Source organism: Xanthobacter sp. NM-25 (assembly GCF_022138605.1).
Taxonomy (GTDB): Bacteria; Pseudomonadota; Alphaproteobacteria; order Rhizobiales; family Xanthobacteraceae; genus Xanthobacter.
The window spans coordinates 62,854-78,126 of the sequence record NZ_JACBFS010000003.1 but is presented as its reverse complement, the minus strand read 5'-3'; the positions used below and the strand labels follow the sequence as shown (position 1 = coordinate 78,126).

11 protein-coding genes are annotated in these 15,273 nt (G+C 68.9%); 4 read left to right on the top strand and 7 right to left on the bottom strand.

All coding sequences use genetic code 11. The features are described from left to right. Window positions 1-80: 80 nt before the first annotated feature. From MEU52_RS09190 to MEU52_RS09175, 4 genes are read right to left on the bottom strand one after another with little or no spacing between them, the layout of a single operon-like run. Window positions 81-1,124: an ABC transporter substrate-binding protein gene (locus MEU52_RS09190; protein ID WP_238120982.1), complete on the bottom strand. Its 1,044-nt coding sequence runs from the start codon at window positions 1,122-1,124 to the stop codon at window positions 81-83. A 43-nt stretch (window positions 1,125-1,167) separates the two neighbouring features. Beyond that, window positions 1,168-3,156 carry a hydantoinase B/oxoprolinase family protein gene (locus tag MEU52_RS09185; RefSeq protein WP_238120981.1) on the bottom strand — a complete coding sequence of 663 codons (1,989 nt, stop codon included), beginning with the start codon at window positions 3,154-3,156 and terminating at the stop codon, window positions 1,168-1,170. Beyond that, on the bottom strand, window positions 3,153-5,219 hold the full coding sequence (locus tag MEU52_RS09180; RefSeq protein WP_238120980.1) for a hydantoinase/oxoprolinase family protein: 2,067 nt from the start codon (window positions 5,217-5,219) through the stop codon (window positions 3,153-3,155). The genes MEU52_RS09185 and MEU52_RS09180 overlap by 4 nt, the downstream gene beginning before the upstream one ends. Before the next feature lie 21 nt (window positions 5,220-5,240). After that, window positions 5,241-6,317 (bottom strand): ABC transporter ATP-binding protein, encoded by a 1,077-nt coding sequence (locus MEU52_RS09175; RefSeq protein WP_238120979.1) that lies wholly within the window; start codon window positions 6,315-6,317, stop codon window positions 5,241-5,243. A gap of 268 nt (window positions 6,318-6,585) precedes the next feature. On the opposite strand from MEU52_RS09175, the gene MEU52_RS09170 reads away from it, so the two are divergent. Continuing rightward, complete coding sequence (locus MEU52_RS09170) at window positions 6,586-7,590, top strand: LacI family DNA-binding transcriptional regulator (RefSeq protein ID WP_238120978.1); 1,005 nt, start codon at window positions 6,586-6,588, stop codon at window positions 7,588-7,590. 40 nt (window positions 7,591-7,630) lie between these two features. On the opposite strand, the gene MEU52_RS09165 is transcribed toward MEU52_RS09170, so the two are convergent. Both MEU52_RS09165 and MEU52_RS09160 read right to left on the bottom strand, forming a co-directional pair. Beyond that, window positions 7,631-8,446: an SRPBCC family protein gene (locus MEU52_RS09165; protein WP_238120977.1), complete on the bottom strand. Its 816-nt coding sequence runs from the start codon at window positions 8,444-8,446 to the stop codon at window positions 7,631-7,633. Between the two features lie 120 nt (window positions 8,447-8,566). Beyond that, the gene (locus MEU52_RS09160) at window positions 8,567-9,706 is read right to left on the bottom strand and encodes a zinc-dependent alcohol dehydrogenase family protein (RefSeq protein ID WP_238120976.1); all 1,140 of its coding nucleotides are present in this window, start codon (window positions 9,704-9,706) and stop codon (window positions 8,567-8,569) included. Between the two features lie 122 nt (window positions 9,707-9,828). Here MEU52_RS09160 and MEU52_RS09155 point away from each other — a divergent pair, with 122 nt between their 5' ends. From MEU52_RS09155 to MEU52_RS09145, 3 genes are read left to right on the top strand one after another with little or no spacing between them, the layout of a single operon-like run. Beyond that, a complete protein-coding gene (locus MEU52_RS09155) occupies window positions 9,829-10,716 on the top strand; it encodes an FAD binding domain-containing protein (RefSeq protein WP_238120975.1) in 888 nt (295 codons plus the stop codon). Beyond that, window positions 10,713-11,189: a (2Fe-2S)-binding protein gene (locus MEU52_RS09150; protein WP_238120974.1), complete on the top strand. Its 477-nt coding sequence runs from the start codon at window positions 10,713-10,715 to the stop codon at window positions 11,187-11,189. The genes MEU52_RS09155 and MEU52_RS09150 overlap by 4 nt, the downstream gene beginning before the upstream one ends. A gap of 23 nt (window positions 11,190-11,212) precedes the next feature. Beyond that, the gene (locus tag MEU52_RS09145) at window positions 11,213-13,570 is read left to right on the top strand and encodes a xanthine dehydrogenase family protein molybdopterin-binding subunit (protein WP_238121407.1); all 2,358 of its coding nucleotides are present in this window, start codon (window positions 11,213-11,215) and stop codon (window positions 13,568-13,570) included. A gap of 89 nt (window positions 13,571-13,659) precedes the next feature. Here the strand turns inward: MEU52_RS09145 and MEU52_RS09140 are convergent, their stop codons facing one another. Continuing rightward, window positions 13,660-15,252, bottom strand: a complete 1,593-nt coding sequence (locus MEU52_RS09140; RefSeq protein ID WP_238120973.1) for a class I adenylate-forming enzyme family protein — start codon at window positions 15,250-15,252, stop codon at window positions 13,660-13,662. Window positions 15,253-15,273: the final 21 nt, after the last annotated feature.

Genomic DNA, 15,273 nt, shown 5'->3' with positions numbered 1-15,273 from the left:
CGGTCTTGGTGCGCAGGCCAACGCCAGCGCGGTGAGAAAGCCCCGCCGGCGTCAGGCCGGCGGGAAGCAGCGGTGGCGCCTCAGCGGCCGATCTCGCGGTTCCAGCGATCCACCCACCCGTTGCGAACCGCGGCGATCTTCTCGTAGGGCGGGAAGGCGGCCTGCTGCCACGGGGTGATGCGGGGCTTGAGCTTGGCGCTGTAGACCACGTCCTCGTTGGTCACCGCGTAGTTCATCACCTCGGCGAACCGGGTCTGGTTCTGGGCATCCAGCACTTCGTTCAGATAGGCGAAGGCGAGCGGATCGGCATTCTTGGGGATCTGGATCGCCACCGCGGCCAGTGCGCCGCCTTCCTTCGGATTGACGAAGTCGATCCAGGTCGCCCCCTCATCGTAGTGATTCCAGGTGCGCCCATCGAAATAGATGCCGAGATCCGCCTCGCCGGATGCCAGGTGATTGAAGAAATCATTCGGGCCGGACCAGAAAAGGAGATTTTTCTTCATCTTCTTCATGGCATCGAAGAAGGGGTCCACATTCTCCACCGAGCCGCCCAGGGCCTGCGCCATGGCCCAGATCAGCATGATCGGTGTGACCGCATAGGTGATGGAGGGGACCGAGGCGACGAAATCACCGGCGGCGACCCGATCGACGAATTCCGCGAAGGACTTGGGCGGGTTCGGCACGGTCTTCTTGTTGTAGGTGATGCCGGCGACGCCGTAGTCGAAATAGGTGCCCTTGCCCAGGCAGGCATCGGTGAACTGGCGCGGGATCTTGGCCAGGTTGGGGATCTTCTCCACCGTGAAATCCTGCATCCGGTCGGCCTGGGCGGCGGTGATGGCCAGATCCGGCGTCATGATCAGAACGTCGAGGGGTGGCTTCGCCGGCGAGGCTTCCACCTGCGCCAGCCATTGCGCCGGGCTGCCCAGGGAAACCGTCGCCTTGGCGCCGGTCTTGGCCTCGAAGGGGGCGACGAAGCAGCTGCGGATGGTCGTTTCCCAAACCCCGCCATAAGCGGTCACGTTCAGCGTCCGCGCCTGGCCCATGGCCATTCGCGAGGCGCCGGCCAGCATCAGGCCCGCGCCGGCACCGGTCTGCAACAGTCGTCTTCTGGTCAGCATGGTCATCTGCCGTCTCCTGTCGTCCGAAGTCTCGCGAAGCTCGGGCCGTTCATTCGGCCAGAGCGGCTTCCAGGGTGCGCCGCGCCGCATCCGCCGCGGCCGGCGCCGCGGGCCGGCGGGGGAACCCCTCGGGCAGCGTCGCCAGCACCCGTTCCAGAACCTCGCGGCGCATCCGCTGCCGGGCCTCCAGCGGCGCCTCGAGCAGGCGCAGGTTCAGCCGCCCCATGAACTCGGGCGAGAAGGCAGCGTCCCAGGCCTCGCGCTCGGGTCCGAAGTCGACGTCGCGTGGCTCGGCCACCGCCGCTGCCCGCAGGGCCTTGGTCGCGGCGACATCCACCGCGCCGTCGACGAGGACCACGCCATAATCCGCCCGCGCCGCCGCGACGGAGACGAAGCCATTCTCGACGTCGCGGCGCACCGCCTCCACATCCCGCAGCAACGGGTCCCCCCACCCGCCGGCGCCGGGGGTGAGGAAGGTGACGGTGTCGCCCGCCGCCACCGACAGCATGTCGATCTTGCCGAGGTGGCGCTCATCGGGCCGGCCGCGGTTGATGATCAGCGCGCCGGGCGCGCCCGGCCGGGCGCCGGCACGCCCCCAGGGGCGGAACAGAAGCCGCTCCATGCCGCGTCCCAGAACGGAGGCGCCATCGGTCTCGATGCGGAAAGTCAGCTCCATGCCGCAGCCTCCACGCCACCGGCCGGCGCCGCCGGAATCCGGGCGCAGCGCATAGCGGAGCACCTCGACCCCCAGCTCCGCCTCCACCGTCTCCACCGGATTGTTGGCGAGGTTGGAGATGCCGCTGTCGCGCCCGTCCACGCCGTCGTGGCCCTCGCGGGCGCCGGTGCCGCCGATCATCGGCTCCACCACCTGCACGTTGCGCCCGCCCTGCGGCAGCGGCTCGGCCACCACCACCGGGATCACCGTTCCCGAGGAGGCCGCCGGCATCACCGCGGGCAAGGCCAGACCGAACGCGCCGTTGAGCAGGTCGTTGACGCGGATCGCCGCCGCGTGACGCACCCCGGTCGCCGCCGGCTCCTGCGGGTTCACGATGGAACCTTTCGGCGCGATAATCGACACCGGCCCGAGCAGGCCGGCATTGAGCGGCACCGTCTTGTCGAGGGTGTGGACCAGGGCCAGCACCCGCAGTGTCAGCCAGGCGTGCGGCCGGCCGTGCGAGGGAATGTTCATGGCCGTGGCGACCTGCGGGTCGGACCCGGTGAAATCGAGCGTCACGGTGCCGTCGGCAATGGTGAGGGCGAGGGCGAGGCGCACCGGCAGGGCGGTGGCCGCATCGTCGTCCAGATAGTCGCTGAAGCGATAGGTGCCCTCCGGAATCCGCCGCAGCACCGCGCGGGCCTTGGCCTCGGCGAAGGCGACGAGATCGGTCTGGGCGTCCAGCAGGGTCTCGGCGCCGTGCTGGGCGATCACCTGTTCCACCCGCCGGCGGCCGGCGCCAAGGGCGGCCAGCATGGCGCGAATGTCGCCAAAATTGGCCTCCGGCGTGCGGCTGTTGGCATCAAGGAAGAGCTTCACCTCGGGATTGAGGACACCGCCGCGCAGCAGCTTCACCGGCGGAATGCGCAGCCCCTCCTGGAAAATCTCCGAATTGAGCGGCGAGATCGAGGATGGCACGCGGCCGCCCACATCCGAGCAGTGCACGAAGCACCAGCCATAAGCAACGATCCGCCCATCGTGGAAATAGGGCTCGATCAGCTGCAGGTCGGGCAGATGGGTGGCAAGGCCCACCGAACGATAGGGATCGTTGGTGAGGATGACGTCGCCCGGCGCTAGCGGGCCGGCCGTGCGCTCCACCGCCTCGATGGTCGGACCGCATTCAAGGCCGACGAAGCCCGAGACGCCGATGGAGCGCGGATAGGCGAAGAAGCGGCCGTCGAGCCCGGCGAGCGCGCAGGCGAAATCGGCGGTTTCCTTCACATAGAGCGTGCGGCCGGTGCGCTGCAGCGTCAGGCACATCTCTTCGGTGATCGCGGCGACCTTGTTGTTCAGGATCTCCAGCGTGACGGCATCGAGTTTCATTGAGCTTGCCTCTGAAGATGCAGGTTTCCCGCGAGATCGGTGATGGCCGTCCACCCGGGCAGGACAATGCTCGTGGTGTCGTCCTGCTCCACCACGGCGGGACCGGTCAGCACCGATCCGGCGCCCAGCGCCGCGCGGTCGAAAACCATCGCCTCGGTCCATGCCCCCTTGTGGAAGATCCTCCGGACGCCCTTGGGCTCCGGCGCCGGGCGCTCGGCCACCACCGGCGTCTGCAGTGGGGGCGTGGGACCGATGGCGGCGAGACGAACGGTGCCGACCTCAACCACCGCCTCGCCATCGCGAAACCCGTAGATCCGCTCGTGCTCACGCTGGAACGCCTCGATCACCGCCGCCCGGTCGAGATCCTCGCCGAGATTGACGCGCAGCTCATAAGCCTGGCCGCGATAGCGCATATCAGCGCCCCGCGCGAAACGGCGGGGCTTGCCCACGCCGTCCTCCGCATCGAGCCACAGGCCCCCCTCCGCTTCCAGCGCGGCGAAGGCCTCGGCGAGAACCGGCGCGGTCTCCTCGGTGAGCGGCATGCGCAGGCTGCGCACGAAGTCACGGCGCAGATCGGCGCCCGCCGCCCCCAGGGCACAGAAGGTGCCGGCGGCCGGGGGGATCACCACATGGGGAATGTCGGCCTCCTCGGCCAGGCGGTTGGCATGGGTCGGGCCGGCGCCGCCGAACGGCAACAGGGCGAACCCGCGCGGGTCGAGCCCGCGCTCGGCCAGGGTCTTGTAGAGCGCGCTCGCCATGCCCGCGGTGGTGACCGCGAGGGCCCCGTCGGCGGTGACGGCGGCGACATCCTCAACCGACCCCTCAAGGCCGATGGCGGCCCCGACACGCGCCAGCGCCTGGCGAGCCGCATCGGCATCGAGAGGCATGCGGCCACCGAGGAAGCCGGCGGGATCCACATAGCCCAGGGTCAGATAGCAGTCGGTGACGGTCGGCTCGGTGCCCCCGCGACGATAGGAGACCGGGCCGGGCGCCGCCCCGGCGCTCTGCGGCCCCACCTTCAACAGCCCATGGGGATCGACCCACACAATGGAGCCACCGCCGGCGCCGATGGCGGAAACATCCACCACCGGCAGCACCAGCGGCAGGCCGCCGATGTCGGTGCGGGTGGCAAGTTCCGGCGTGTCACCGGTAGCCACCGCAATGTCGGAAGAGGTGCCCCCCATGTCGAAAGTGATGATCCCTGCGGTGCCCGCCGCCTTGGCGAGCCGCACCGCGGCCATCACCCCCGAGGCGGGACCGGAGAGGATGGTGTCCACCGGCCGCGCCGCTGCCGAGCCCACCGAGAGGGAACCGCCGTTCGAGGCGGTCACCAGCAGGGGCGCTCCCACCCCCCGCTCCGCCAGGCCGGCGAGCAGGCCATCGAAATAGCGCTGCATCAGCGGCTGGATATACGCATTGAGGCAGGCGACCAGCGTGCGCTCATATTCCCGGATTTCCGGCCAGATCGCCGCCGCGGAGGTGATGTCGAGCCCGCCCGCCTGCTGCGACAGCGCCTGGCACAGATCGAGCTCGAAGGCGGGATTGGCATAGCCGTTGACGGTGACGAGCGCGGCCGCGTCCAGATCGAGGGCGCGCAGGGCGGCGGCGACACGGGCGATCTCGTCCGCGTCGGGCGCCTCCGTCACCTCGCCCCTGGCGTTCAGGCGCGCCCCGATCTCGACGATCCGCGCCCGCGGAACCAGGGGCGCTTCCTTGGTGGCATGAAAGTCGAACGAGGACGGCATGCGGCTGCGGGCGATTTCCAGAATGTCGCGGAAGCCACGGGTGACGATCAGGCCGATGCGGGCGCCCCGCCGCTGGATGATGGCATTGAGACCGATAGTGGTGCCGTGCATCAACGCGCCGACATCAGTGGCGCGCAGCCCCTCGCGCTCCAACAGCGCGTTGAGGCCCACCAGCAGCGCCCGCGAGGGATCATCCGGCGTCGAGGGCTCCTTGAAGAAGGCGAGCCGGCCGTCGCGCGGGTCCGACAGCACGAAGTCCGTGAAGGTTCCACCCACGTCGATGCCGATGCGCACGCCCGCGCCGGGAAGCTGATCCATACTCGTGCGATCCTTCATGTCTCAATCCACCGTCACGATCACGCTGTCTTCGGTGGCCCAGCCGAGCCAGCAGTCGACGCCCGCCCCATAGCGAAGGGTGCCGTGCGGGCCGTGGGATTGCTGATATGCGAACAGCTGTCGCCGGTCGGGCCCGATGTCGAGGTGGTAGGCCGCATAGGCGCCACGGAACACGGCGCCGCTCAGGTGCCCCTGGATGCGGTTCGCCAGCCCGTCCGCCTCCGGGCCGATACGCACCCGCTCCGGCCGGATGGAAAGGCAGACCTCGCTGCCGACCGGCACCGTCTCCGGCAGGGTGATGACCATGCCATCGGCGATGATCTCCCGCCCCGTGCTTTCGGCCCGACCGGTGAAAATGTTGGAGGTGCCCAGGAATTCCGCGACGAAGCGGGTCTTCGGCCGGTCATAGATCTCGGTCGGCGCACCGAGCTGCAGCACCCGCCCGCCGTTCATCACCGCGATCTGGTCCGACATGGTCATCGCCTCCTCCTGGTCATGGGTGACCAGGAGCGTGGTGATGCCGAGTCGCTGCTGGGTCTCGCGGATCTCGAACTGCATGCTCTCGCGCAGCGCCTTGTCGAGGGCCCCGAGGGGCTCGTCGAGCAGCAGCACCCGCGGGTTGAGCACCAGCGAGCGGGCGAGCGCGACGCGCTGCTGCTGGCCACCGGAGAGCTGGCGCGGATACATGTCGCCGCGCCCCTCAAGACGCACGAGGTCCAGCATCCGCGTCACCGCGACCTCCTGCTCGGCGCGGCTCCTGCCGGCCATGCGCAGGCCGAAGGCGATGTTTTCGGCCACCGTGCGATGGGGAAACAGGCTGTAGTTCTGGAACACCATGCCCAGGTTGCGCCGGTTCGGCGGCAGCGGCGTCACGTCCTGGTCGCCGATCAGCACCCGGCCCGAGGTAGGCGTCTCGAAGCCAGCCACCATGCGCAGCGTCGTCGTCTTGCCGCAGCCCGATGGCCCGAGCAGCGCCACCAGCGTGCCCGCCGCCACCTCCAGATTGAGCTCCTGCACCGCGGTGGTCGAGCCGTAATCCTTGCGCACGCGATCGAGACGAAGGGCAGTTGAGGCGGACATGCAGGGCGGACCCTTCGTTACGGTGGAAGCGCCCAGCGGCGCGTGTCGAGAGCCGGGAGGCACGCTGATTCGGGCTTGCAGGCGCCGCCTCTTGCCCACATATTGTAGCGCTACAATTCAACTTGGAAGCCCCTGCAAGTCAATCCTGTTTTCAGGCTACGCCTTCATTTCTTGCTCCCGCTCAGGCTATTGACATATTTTTGCGTGGAATTTGGGCAGATTGCGATCGGATTGGGAGAAGACGAGTGTGACGCCCCCCAAGACTACGATGACGGATGTTGCTGCAGCCGCCGGCGTCTCCCCGATGACCGTCTCCAATACATACAAGTATCCCGAGCGGGTGCAGGAGCAGACGCGCGCGCGCGTGCTCGAATGCGCCGCAGAGCTCGGCTATGTGCCCAATATCGCCGCCGGCAATCTGGCCGCCGGCGAAAGCCGGGTGATCGGCGGCACCATCCCGTCCATGCGGAACTCCAGCTTCTACAAATACGTGCTCGGCATGCAGAACTGCGCCAACGCACACGGCTACAAGCTGGTTCTGATGCTCGCCGACACCATCGAGCAGGAGCGCTCCGCCATCGAGGCGCTCATCGGCCTGCGGGTCGCCGGCCTGGTGCTGGTGGGCACCGAGCACGCCCCCGAAGCCATGACGCTGCTCAAGCGCTCCGGCATTCCGGTGGTCGAATCCTGGACCCCCGCCGGTGCCATGGACCTCGGGGTTGGCTTCGACACCGCCGCCGCCACCCGCACCCTGGTTCGCCTGCTGCTGAAGGACGAACGACGGCAACGGATCGCCCTGATCGTTCACGAAGGCACCGGATCACGCCGCTTTCTGGAGCGCGTGCCGGCCTTTCGTGCCGAGTTGGCGGCCGCCGGGCGCAAGGACGACCTGGTCCATTTCGCCCAGGAGACGGACGGCTTCGGCGCCGGCCGGCGCGCTCTCGATGCGCTGTTGCAGCGGGAACCCGAGCTCGATGCCGTGATCTGCCCCACCGATATCGTCGCCGCCGGCATTCTGTTTGAGTGCAGCCGGCGCGGCCTCGCCGTCCCCGATCAACTGGCCGTCGCCGGCTGGGGCGACTACGAGCTGGCCCAGGAGGTGACGCCACAGCTCACCACCGTCCACCCGAACGCCAGCGAGATGGGCGCCGCCGCCATTGATCTCTTGATTCGACGCGGCCAGGGCACCATTCCCGCCGGCTATTCCATCGACACCGGCTTCGAGATCCTCGAGCGGGCCTCCACCCGAGAGCGCGCCCACCGATCCCCATGACCAGGCGGACCCGCCCGGCCGGCGAGATGCGGACGGCGGATTAGGGACGCGTCCGTGTGCGGTCCAGCAGCGCCGTGACGGCATCGCGGTCGATCACGATCACGGCCCGGTCTGCCGAGGTCAGCCGGCCGAGGAGATAACCCACCGCCGCGGTAAGAAGAAGGATGACGGCAGCGGCGAAATCCATGGAGACGCCCGCCCCGCCCCCGCCTCCCCGCACGCTCTCCGAGAGGAAATAGGCGACGGCAGCCAGCGCGGCGGCCGCCACGCACAGGCCCGCAAGGCTCGTGTTGAAACCGCCATGGGGTGACGGAGCAGCGGCCGCAGCCGGAGGGGGCAACGGGGCCGGCGGCGCCTCCCCCACGGGTGCTCCGGCAAGCGGCGCCGCGGCCGCCGATGTGCCCGCCGGCGCCATGCGCGCGATGATCTCCGCCGCGAACCGCTTGAAGAAGGCGCCCGACATCTGCTTGGCCGTGGCGTCGATGAGACGGGCTCCCAGCTGGGCCAGCCGGCCGCCCACCTGGGCCTCCACCGCGTAGTGCAGGATGGTCTCCTCGCCATCGGCCTCCAGCCGGACCCGCGCCTCGCCCTTGGCGAAGCCCGCCATGCCGCCCTGCCCTTCGCCGGTGATGCGATAGCTGGTGGGCGGATCGAGATCGGAGAAGGTCACCGCGCCGTCGAAACGTGCGCTGACGGGACCCACCTTGAGCACCACCTTCGCGCTCATCTGGGTGTCGGAGCTTTTCACCAGCTCCTGGCATCCCGGAATGCAGAGCTTCAGGATCTCGGGATCGTTGAGAGCCTGCCAGACCACCGCGCGCGGAGCCGGGATGCGCTGCTCGCCGCTCATATCCATGTGCGTGTCTCCCTTTTCCGCATCAGGCTTGCGTATCGATGCCACCAAGGCAGAGGTCTTGGAATTCGAGATCGTCCGCGCTGCCGCATGGCGAGCCCTCGCAGCCGCGGCCCAAGGATTTCACGCCGCTCCGCCCTGGAAATCGACGACCAACCGGACGACGGAGCCATCGTGCAACCGGTCGAACCCGGCATTGATCTCGTCGAGCCGAATGCGCCCGCTCATCAGGCGATCCACCGGCAGGCGGCCGGCCTTATACAATTCGATGTAGCGCGGCACATCGCGCACCGGGACGCAGGTGCCGATGTAGCTGCCCTTCACCGTGCGCTCCTCTGCCACCAGGCTCACAATGTTCACCGGCAGCACGGCATCGGGCGGCGGCAGACCGGCGGTGACGGTGGTGCCGCCACGCTTCGTCATGCGATAGGCATTCTCCAACGCCCGCGCGGCGCCGGCGAACTCGAAGACGAAATCCGCCCCGCCGCCGGTGAGTGCCCGCACCTGCTCGATCGCGTCGGGCGCCCGCGCGTCCACCACGGCGGTCGCGCCCAGTTCCTGCGCAAGCGTCAGCTTTTCCGCCGACAGGTCGACCGCAACCACCCGTGCCGCGCCGGCGGCCAGCGCGCCGAGCACCGCCGCCAGGCCAACACCCCCCAGCCCGACCACTGCCACGGTCTCCCCCGCCTGGACACGCGCGGTATTCACCACGGCACCCACGCCGGTCAGCACCGCGCAACCGAACAGCGCGGCGACGTCGAGCGGAATATCCTTGTCTATCTGCACCAATGAGCGCCGCGACACGACGGCATGGTCGGCGAAGGCGGAGCATCCCAGATGATGGTGGATGGTCTCCCCATCCTCGTGGAGCCGGATCGCGCCGGTGAGGAGCTCGCCCTTGCCATTGGCCACGGCGCCGGGCTCACACAGGGTCGGGCGCCCCTGCGAGCACGGCTGGCAGTGCCCACAGCTGGGCATGAACACCATCACCACGTGGTCGCCCGGCCGCAGGTCGTCCACCCCCTCGCCGGCCTCCACTACGATCCCTGCCGCCTCGTGGCCGATGGCCATGGGCATGGGGCGCGGGCGGCTGCCGTTGATGATGGACAGGTCGGAATGGCACAGACCCGCCGCCGCGATCTTCACCAGAACCTCGCCCCGCCCCGGGCGGTCGAGTTCCACATCCTCGATGCGGAGCGGCTGGCTCCGCGCATAAGGCATCTGCGCGCCCATGCTGCGCAGAACGGCGGCTTTGATCTTCATGGTTCGGTGCTCCTCCCCGCTCCAGGCCACCTTCAGCGCAGGCCCGGCTGCTTGACACGCTCTATCATAGTCTAATAATGCAAGTCACTAGGGAGCGAAAACCAAATGCCGGACAAGCGCCGATGAAGCCCGCCCGGTTCGACTATGTTCGCGCCGAGAGCATCGCCCACGCGGTCGAGGTGCTCGCCAATGCCGGCGGCGACGGCAAGGTTCTGGCTGGCGGCCAGAGCCTCATGCCCATGATGAATTTTCGGCTGGTGAAGCCCTCGGTGCTGGTGGACATCAACCACATCCCGGGGCTCGACCGCATCGAGCTGGGGCCCGGCGCCGTGCGGCTGGGCGCGCTGGTGCGTCACCGCATGACGGCGCAGGATCTGCAGGTGGCGCGCCACATCCCGGTGCTGCATCACGCCATGAAGCATGTCGCACACCTCACCGTGCGCAACCGCGGCACCTTCTGCGGCAGCGTGTGCCACGCCGACCCCGCCGCTGAAATGCCCATGATGACCCTGCTGCTCGACGGCACCATCCATGTGGCGTCGCCGCACGGCACCCGCACCATGGCGGCGCGCGACTTCCTCACAGGCGCCCTCACCACCGCGCTGGCCGCCGACGAGATGGTCACAGCGGTAGACCTGGTTCCGCCTGCGGCGGGCACCGGCTGGGGGTTCGAGGAATTCTCCCGACGCCACGGCGACTATGCCCTTGCGGCCATCGCCGTGCTGATGGAGCGGGCGGATGGACGGGTCCGCAACCCGCGCATCGCCATGATGGGCATCGCAGACACCGCGCTGCGCCTCACGGCGGTGGAGGCGGCCCTTGCAGGCCGCGAGGGCCGCGCGCACGTGTTCGACGAGGCCGCGGAGCTGATCGTGGCATCCATCACCCCAAACACCGATCTGAATGCCTCCGCCGATTACCGGCGCCACCTCGCCGGCGCCCTCGCCCGCCGTGCGCTCAGCCAGGCGTGGGATCGCGCCGGCGCTCTCAGCGGTGGAGACACGCCATGACGCATGCCATGACCCTCACGGTCAACGGGCTGACCTACACCGGCGTGGTGGACGCGCGGCTGTTGCTGAGCGATTTCCTGCGGCACGAACTCGGCCTCACCGGCACCCATGTGGGGTGCGAGCACGGCGTGTGCGGGGCCTGCACCATTCTCCTGGACGGACGCAGCGCCCGGTCCTGCCTCACCCTCGCCATCCAGGCCGACGGCGCCACCATCGAGACCGTGGAAGGGCTTGGCCGCATGAGCGATCTGGGGCGCGTGCAGCAAGCCTTCCGCGACCATCACGGCCTGCAATGCGGCTTCTGCACGCCGGGCTTCCTCATGACCATCACCGACATGCTGCGCCACCATAGCCTGGACAGCGACGCAGAGATCCGGGAAGCCCTGTCCGGCAACATCTGCCGCTGCACGGGCTACCAACACATCGTCGATGCCGTGCGCGAACTGGCGCGGGAAAGGGGGCCGCTCAAGTGACCGCCTTCGATGCTTCCGTGGAGATGCGGCCCAAGCTCGTGGGCCAGCGTGTCAAGCGCACAGAGGATCCGCGCCTCCTTGCCGGCTCCGGCCGCTATGTGGATGACATGGCCCCCAAGGGCCTCCTCCATGTCGCCGTGCTGCGCAGTGATCAGCCCCATGCGCGCATCCGCTCCATCCATGTGGGCGAGGCCTTCACGGTGCCGGGCGTCGTCGCCATCTTCGACGCGCACGACCTCGCCGGCGACATCCGCCCCGCCATCCCGGCATCGCGCATGAAGGGCTATTATGCGACGCCCTTTCGGCCCCTCGCCGAAGGCAAGGTGCGTTATGTGGGCGAGCCGGTGGTCGCCGTGGTGGCGGAGAGCCGCTATGCGGCCGAGGACGCGCTGGAGCGGATCTCCATCGACTATGCACCCCTGCCCTTCGCGGGCGCGAAGGAGGAGGCGGCGGCCGGGGATGCGCCGCTGCTGCACGAAGAGGCCGGGACCAATGTGATCATCGCGCGCACCTTCGCCCGTGGCGACGTGGACGCGGCCATCGCCCATGCCGCAGTGGTCGTGAAGGGCCGCTTCCGCATGACGCGAAAGACGCCCATGCCCATGGAATGCCGCTCCTACCTGGCCGAGTGGGACCGGCGACGCGAGGCGCTGACGCTGCATTCCTCCACCAACATCCCCGGCATCATCTGCGATGTGCTCGGCGCCTGCCTCGATCTGCCCGGCCACCGGGTGCGCGTGGTCGCGCCGGACGTGGGCGGCAGTTTCGGCGGCAAGGGTTCGCTGAACCACGAGGAAATGCTGGTGTGCGTGCTGGCCCGCAAGCTGGAACGGCCGGTGAAGTTCATCGCCGACCGCATGGAGGACCTCACCGCCATGAGCCAGGCCTTCGACGAGACCGTGGAGGCCGAGCTGGCGGTGGATGGGGCGGGGCACCTGCTGGGCCTCAAGGCGGACGTGATCGGCGACATCGGTGCCTATTCCATCTATCCCTGGACCGGTGCGCTCGAGCCCGTGCAGGTGGTGAGCTTCCTGCCCGGCCCCTACCGCATGGAGCATTACCGCGGCCGGGTGCGCGGCGTCCTCACCCCCAAGCCGCCGACGGGGCCCTATCGCGGGGTGGGCCGCCCCACCTCCACCTTCGCCATGGAGCGGCTGATGGACATGGCGGCGCGCAACCTGGGCCTGGACCCGGCTGAGATCCGGCGCCGCAACCTGGTGACGGCCGAGGAGTTTCCCTATCGCACCGGCTCCGGCATCATCTGGGATCGCTCCGCCTTCCAGGACTGCCTTCAGGGCGTGTGCGCGCTGGTGGATTACCCTGCCCTGCTGCGCCAACGGGATGCGGCGCACGCTGAGGGCCGGTGGGTGGGCATCGGCCTGGCGAGCTATGCCGAATTGACCGGCATCGGCTCGCGCATCGCCGTCGCGCCCGGCATGCCCATCAACACCGGGACCGAAACCGCCACCCTGCGCATCGATGCCACGGGCGCGGTGACCGCGGCCTTCGGCATCTCCTCCCACGGGCAGGGGCTGGAGACGACGCTGGCGCAGGTGGTGGCCGACGAACTGGGTTGCCGGATGGACGACATCGAGATCCAGCACGGCGACAGCGCCCTGGTGCCCATGGGCACGGGCACCTATGCTAGCCGGTCCGCCGTGCTCGGCGGCGGCGCGGCCACCAAGGCCGCACGGGTGGTCAAGGCGAAGGTGCTGAAGGCGGCGGCCTTCCTCATGGATGTCGCGGTGGAGGACCTCGAAGCCGAAGGCGGCATCATCCGCGCCCGTTCCTCCAACGCCACCATCACGTTCCGGGACGTCGCCCACGCCGTCTACGCCCAGATGGGATGCATTCCCCATGCGCAGCGGGAAGACCTTGTCGCCTCCGAAAGCTACGACCCCTATCTGGGCACGGCCTGCGCCTCCACCCACCTCGCCATGGTGGAGATCGATCCGGCGACCTATGCCGTCAGCGTGACGCGCTTCGCCGTGGCGGAGGATTGCGGGCGCATCATCAACCCGCTGATCGTCGACGGCCAGGTGCATGGAGCGGTGGCACAGGGCATTGGCGCCGCCCTGCTGGAAGAGGTGGTCCACGACGACACTGGACAGCTGCTCACCGCCAGCCTCGCCGATTATCTGGTGCCGATCGCCACCACCATGCCGGAGATCGAGATTCTCCATGTGGAGGCGGAACTGCCGGACACGATCGGCGGCTTCCGCGGCATGGGCGAGGGCGGCACCATCGGCGCGCCCGCCGCCATCGCCAATGCGGTGGCCGACGCCCTTGCCCCGCTCGGCATCGAGGTGGACACGCTGCCGGTGACGCCGGAGCGCCTGTTCCGGCTGGTGGCAGCCGCCCGCAATGCCACGTCAGACTGACCCCCCAAAGCCCCGCGACGGGAACGGGCGCCGACCCCGAGAAGGTGCCGGCGCCCGACCCTTCCGGGAAGGCGGATGGGGCAGCGCGGTCAGGGCAGCGGCTGCACCATCTCCTTCAGCCGGAAGCGGATGATCTTGCCGGAGCCGGTTCGCGGGATTTCGTCCACCCGATGCACCACATGGGGCACCTTGTAGGCGGAGAGGTGGTGGCGGCAGTGTTCGAGCAGCAGCTCCGCATCGAAGCTCCCGTCCCGTGGCACCACGTACAGGGCCGGCACTTCCCCGAGCTGGGGATGAGGCACCCCCGCCACCGCGCAGTCGAGCACGCCGGCGAACAGCAGCACCGCCTCCTCGATCTCCGCCGGCGCGATGTTCTGCCCGCCACGGATGATCAGTTCCTTGAGCCGGCCGGTAATGGTGACGAAGCCATTGCGGTCGGCGCGGGCGAGATCACCGGTATGGTACCAGCCATCGCGCAGGGCCTTGGCGGTCTCCTCCGGCTTGTTGTGATAGCCGAGCATCACGTTCGGTCCCCGCACGATCAGTTCGCCCTCCGTCCCGGCATCGAGGTCGCGCCCGCTCAGCGGATCGACGATGCGCAGCGCCACGCCCGGCAGCGGCAGCCCGCAGGACCCCATGACACGCGAGGACGAGGCGGCGTTCATGGTCACCATGGTGGAGGTTTCGGTAATGCCGTAGCCGTCCAGCAGCGGCACGTCGAAGGCGCCTTCAAACGCCGCATTGAGCGTCGCCGGCATGATGGCCCCGGCGGAGACACAGACGCGCAGGCCCGGGAAAGCCCCTCGCTGCTCCGCCTGCCCCTGCCGCTGCCGCTGCCGCTGCCGTTGCACTTGCCCCTGCGCGTGCGCCGCCTCCATCAGGTAATGGAACATGGTGGGCACGCCGGGGAACACGGTGAATTCACCGGTTTCCAGAAGCCGAAGAACCTCGCGCGTCGAGTATTTCTCCCGGATATACTCGCTCGCGCCCACTGCCAGAATGGACAGAACCGAAAAATTGAGTGCGTAGGAATGAAAGAGCGGCAACGGCGATAGCACCGTGTCGTCGGTACTCAATCCCACGATGGGGCTCCAGCAGGCCGCAGTCACCCAGAGCATGCTGCGGCAGGTCAGCAGCACCCCTTTGGCGCGCCCCGTGGTGCCGGAGGTGTAGATGATGAACGATGCCGCATCGAGATCGGTGAGGTCGCGCGGCGGCGCGGACGGCTGCATCCGCGCCAGCGCCTCAAGACTGCGCCGATCGCCGGCCGGCGCATCGGCGAGCAGCAGGCCGGCAACGCTCGGCGCCTGCCCGCGCAGGCCCTCCACCATCTCCGCCAAACCCGTGGTGGTGATGACGATCCGGCACCCGGAATCGGACAGGCGATGGGCCACTTCTCCCGGCGCCGCCTCGGCACTGATGGGCACCACCACGCCCCCCGCCCGGACGATGGCGAGGCATGCCTCGACCCAGGCCACCGAATTGGGCAGCAGGATCGCCACCCGGTCGCCGGGGCCAACGCCGAGCCCGGCCAGATGCCCCGCCAGGTGCGCCGTCCGCCGCTCCAACGCGCCATAGGTGACCCCGCCCTGGGCATCGCGGAATGCGATCTTCGCGCCACGCTCCGCCGCATGCCGCCGCAACAGCTCCGGCACGGGAGCGATGAGATCCGCTTTGAGCATCCAGTCCTCCGCTGTCGTTAT

Bases quoted from the DNA above. Each gene is read 5' to 3' on its own strand.
- MEU52_RS09190 (WP_238120982.1), bottom strand. From the start codon at position 1,124: ATGACCATGCTGACCAGAAGACGACTGTTGCAGACCGGTGCCGGCGCG.
- MEU52_RS09185 (WP_238120981.1), bottom strand. From the start codon at position 3,156: ATGAAACTCGATGCCGTCACGCTGGAGATCCTGAACAACAAGGTCGCC.
- MEU52_RS09180 (WP_238120980.1), bottom strand. From the start codon at position 5,219: ATGGATCAGCTTCCCGGCGCGGGCGTGCGCATCGGCATCGACGTGGGT.
- MEU52_RS09175 (WP_238120979.1), bottom strand. From the start codon at position 6,317: ATGTCCGCCTCAACTGCCCTTCGTCTCGATCGCGTGCGCAAGGATTAC.
- MEU52_RS09170 (WP_238120978.1), top strand. From the start codon at position 6,586: ATGACGGATGTTGCTGCAGCCGCCGGCGTCTCCCCGATGACCGTCTCC.
- MEU52_RS09165 (WP_238120977.1), bottom strand. From the start codon at position 8,446: ATGGATATGAGCGGCGAGCAGCGCATCCCGGCTCCGCGCGCGGTGGTC.
- MEU52_RS09160 (WP_238120976.1), bottom strand. From the start codon at position 9,706: ATGAAGATCAAAGCCGCCGTTCTGCGCAGCATGGGCGCGCAGATGCCT.
- MEU52_RS09155 (WP_238120975.1), top strand. From the start codon at position 9,829: ATGAAGCCCGCCCGGTTCGACTATGTTCGCGCCGAGAGCATCGCCCAC.
- MEU52_RS09150 (WP_238120974.1), top strand. From the start codon at position 10,713: ATGACGCATGCCATGACCCTCACGGTCAACGGGCTGACCTACACCGGC.
- MEU52_RS09145 (WP_238121407.1), top strand. From the start codon at position 11,213: ATGCGGCCCAAGCTCGTGGGCCAGCGTGTCAAGCGCACAGAGGATCCG.
- MEU52_RS09140 (WP_238120973.1), bottom strand. From the start codon at position 15,252: ATGCTCAAAGCGGATCTCATCGCTCCCGTGCCGGAGCTGTTGCGGCGG.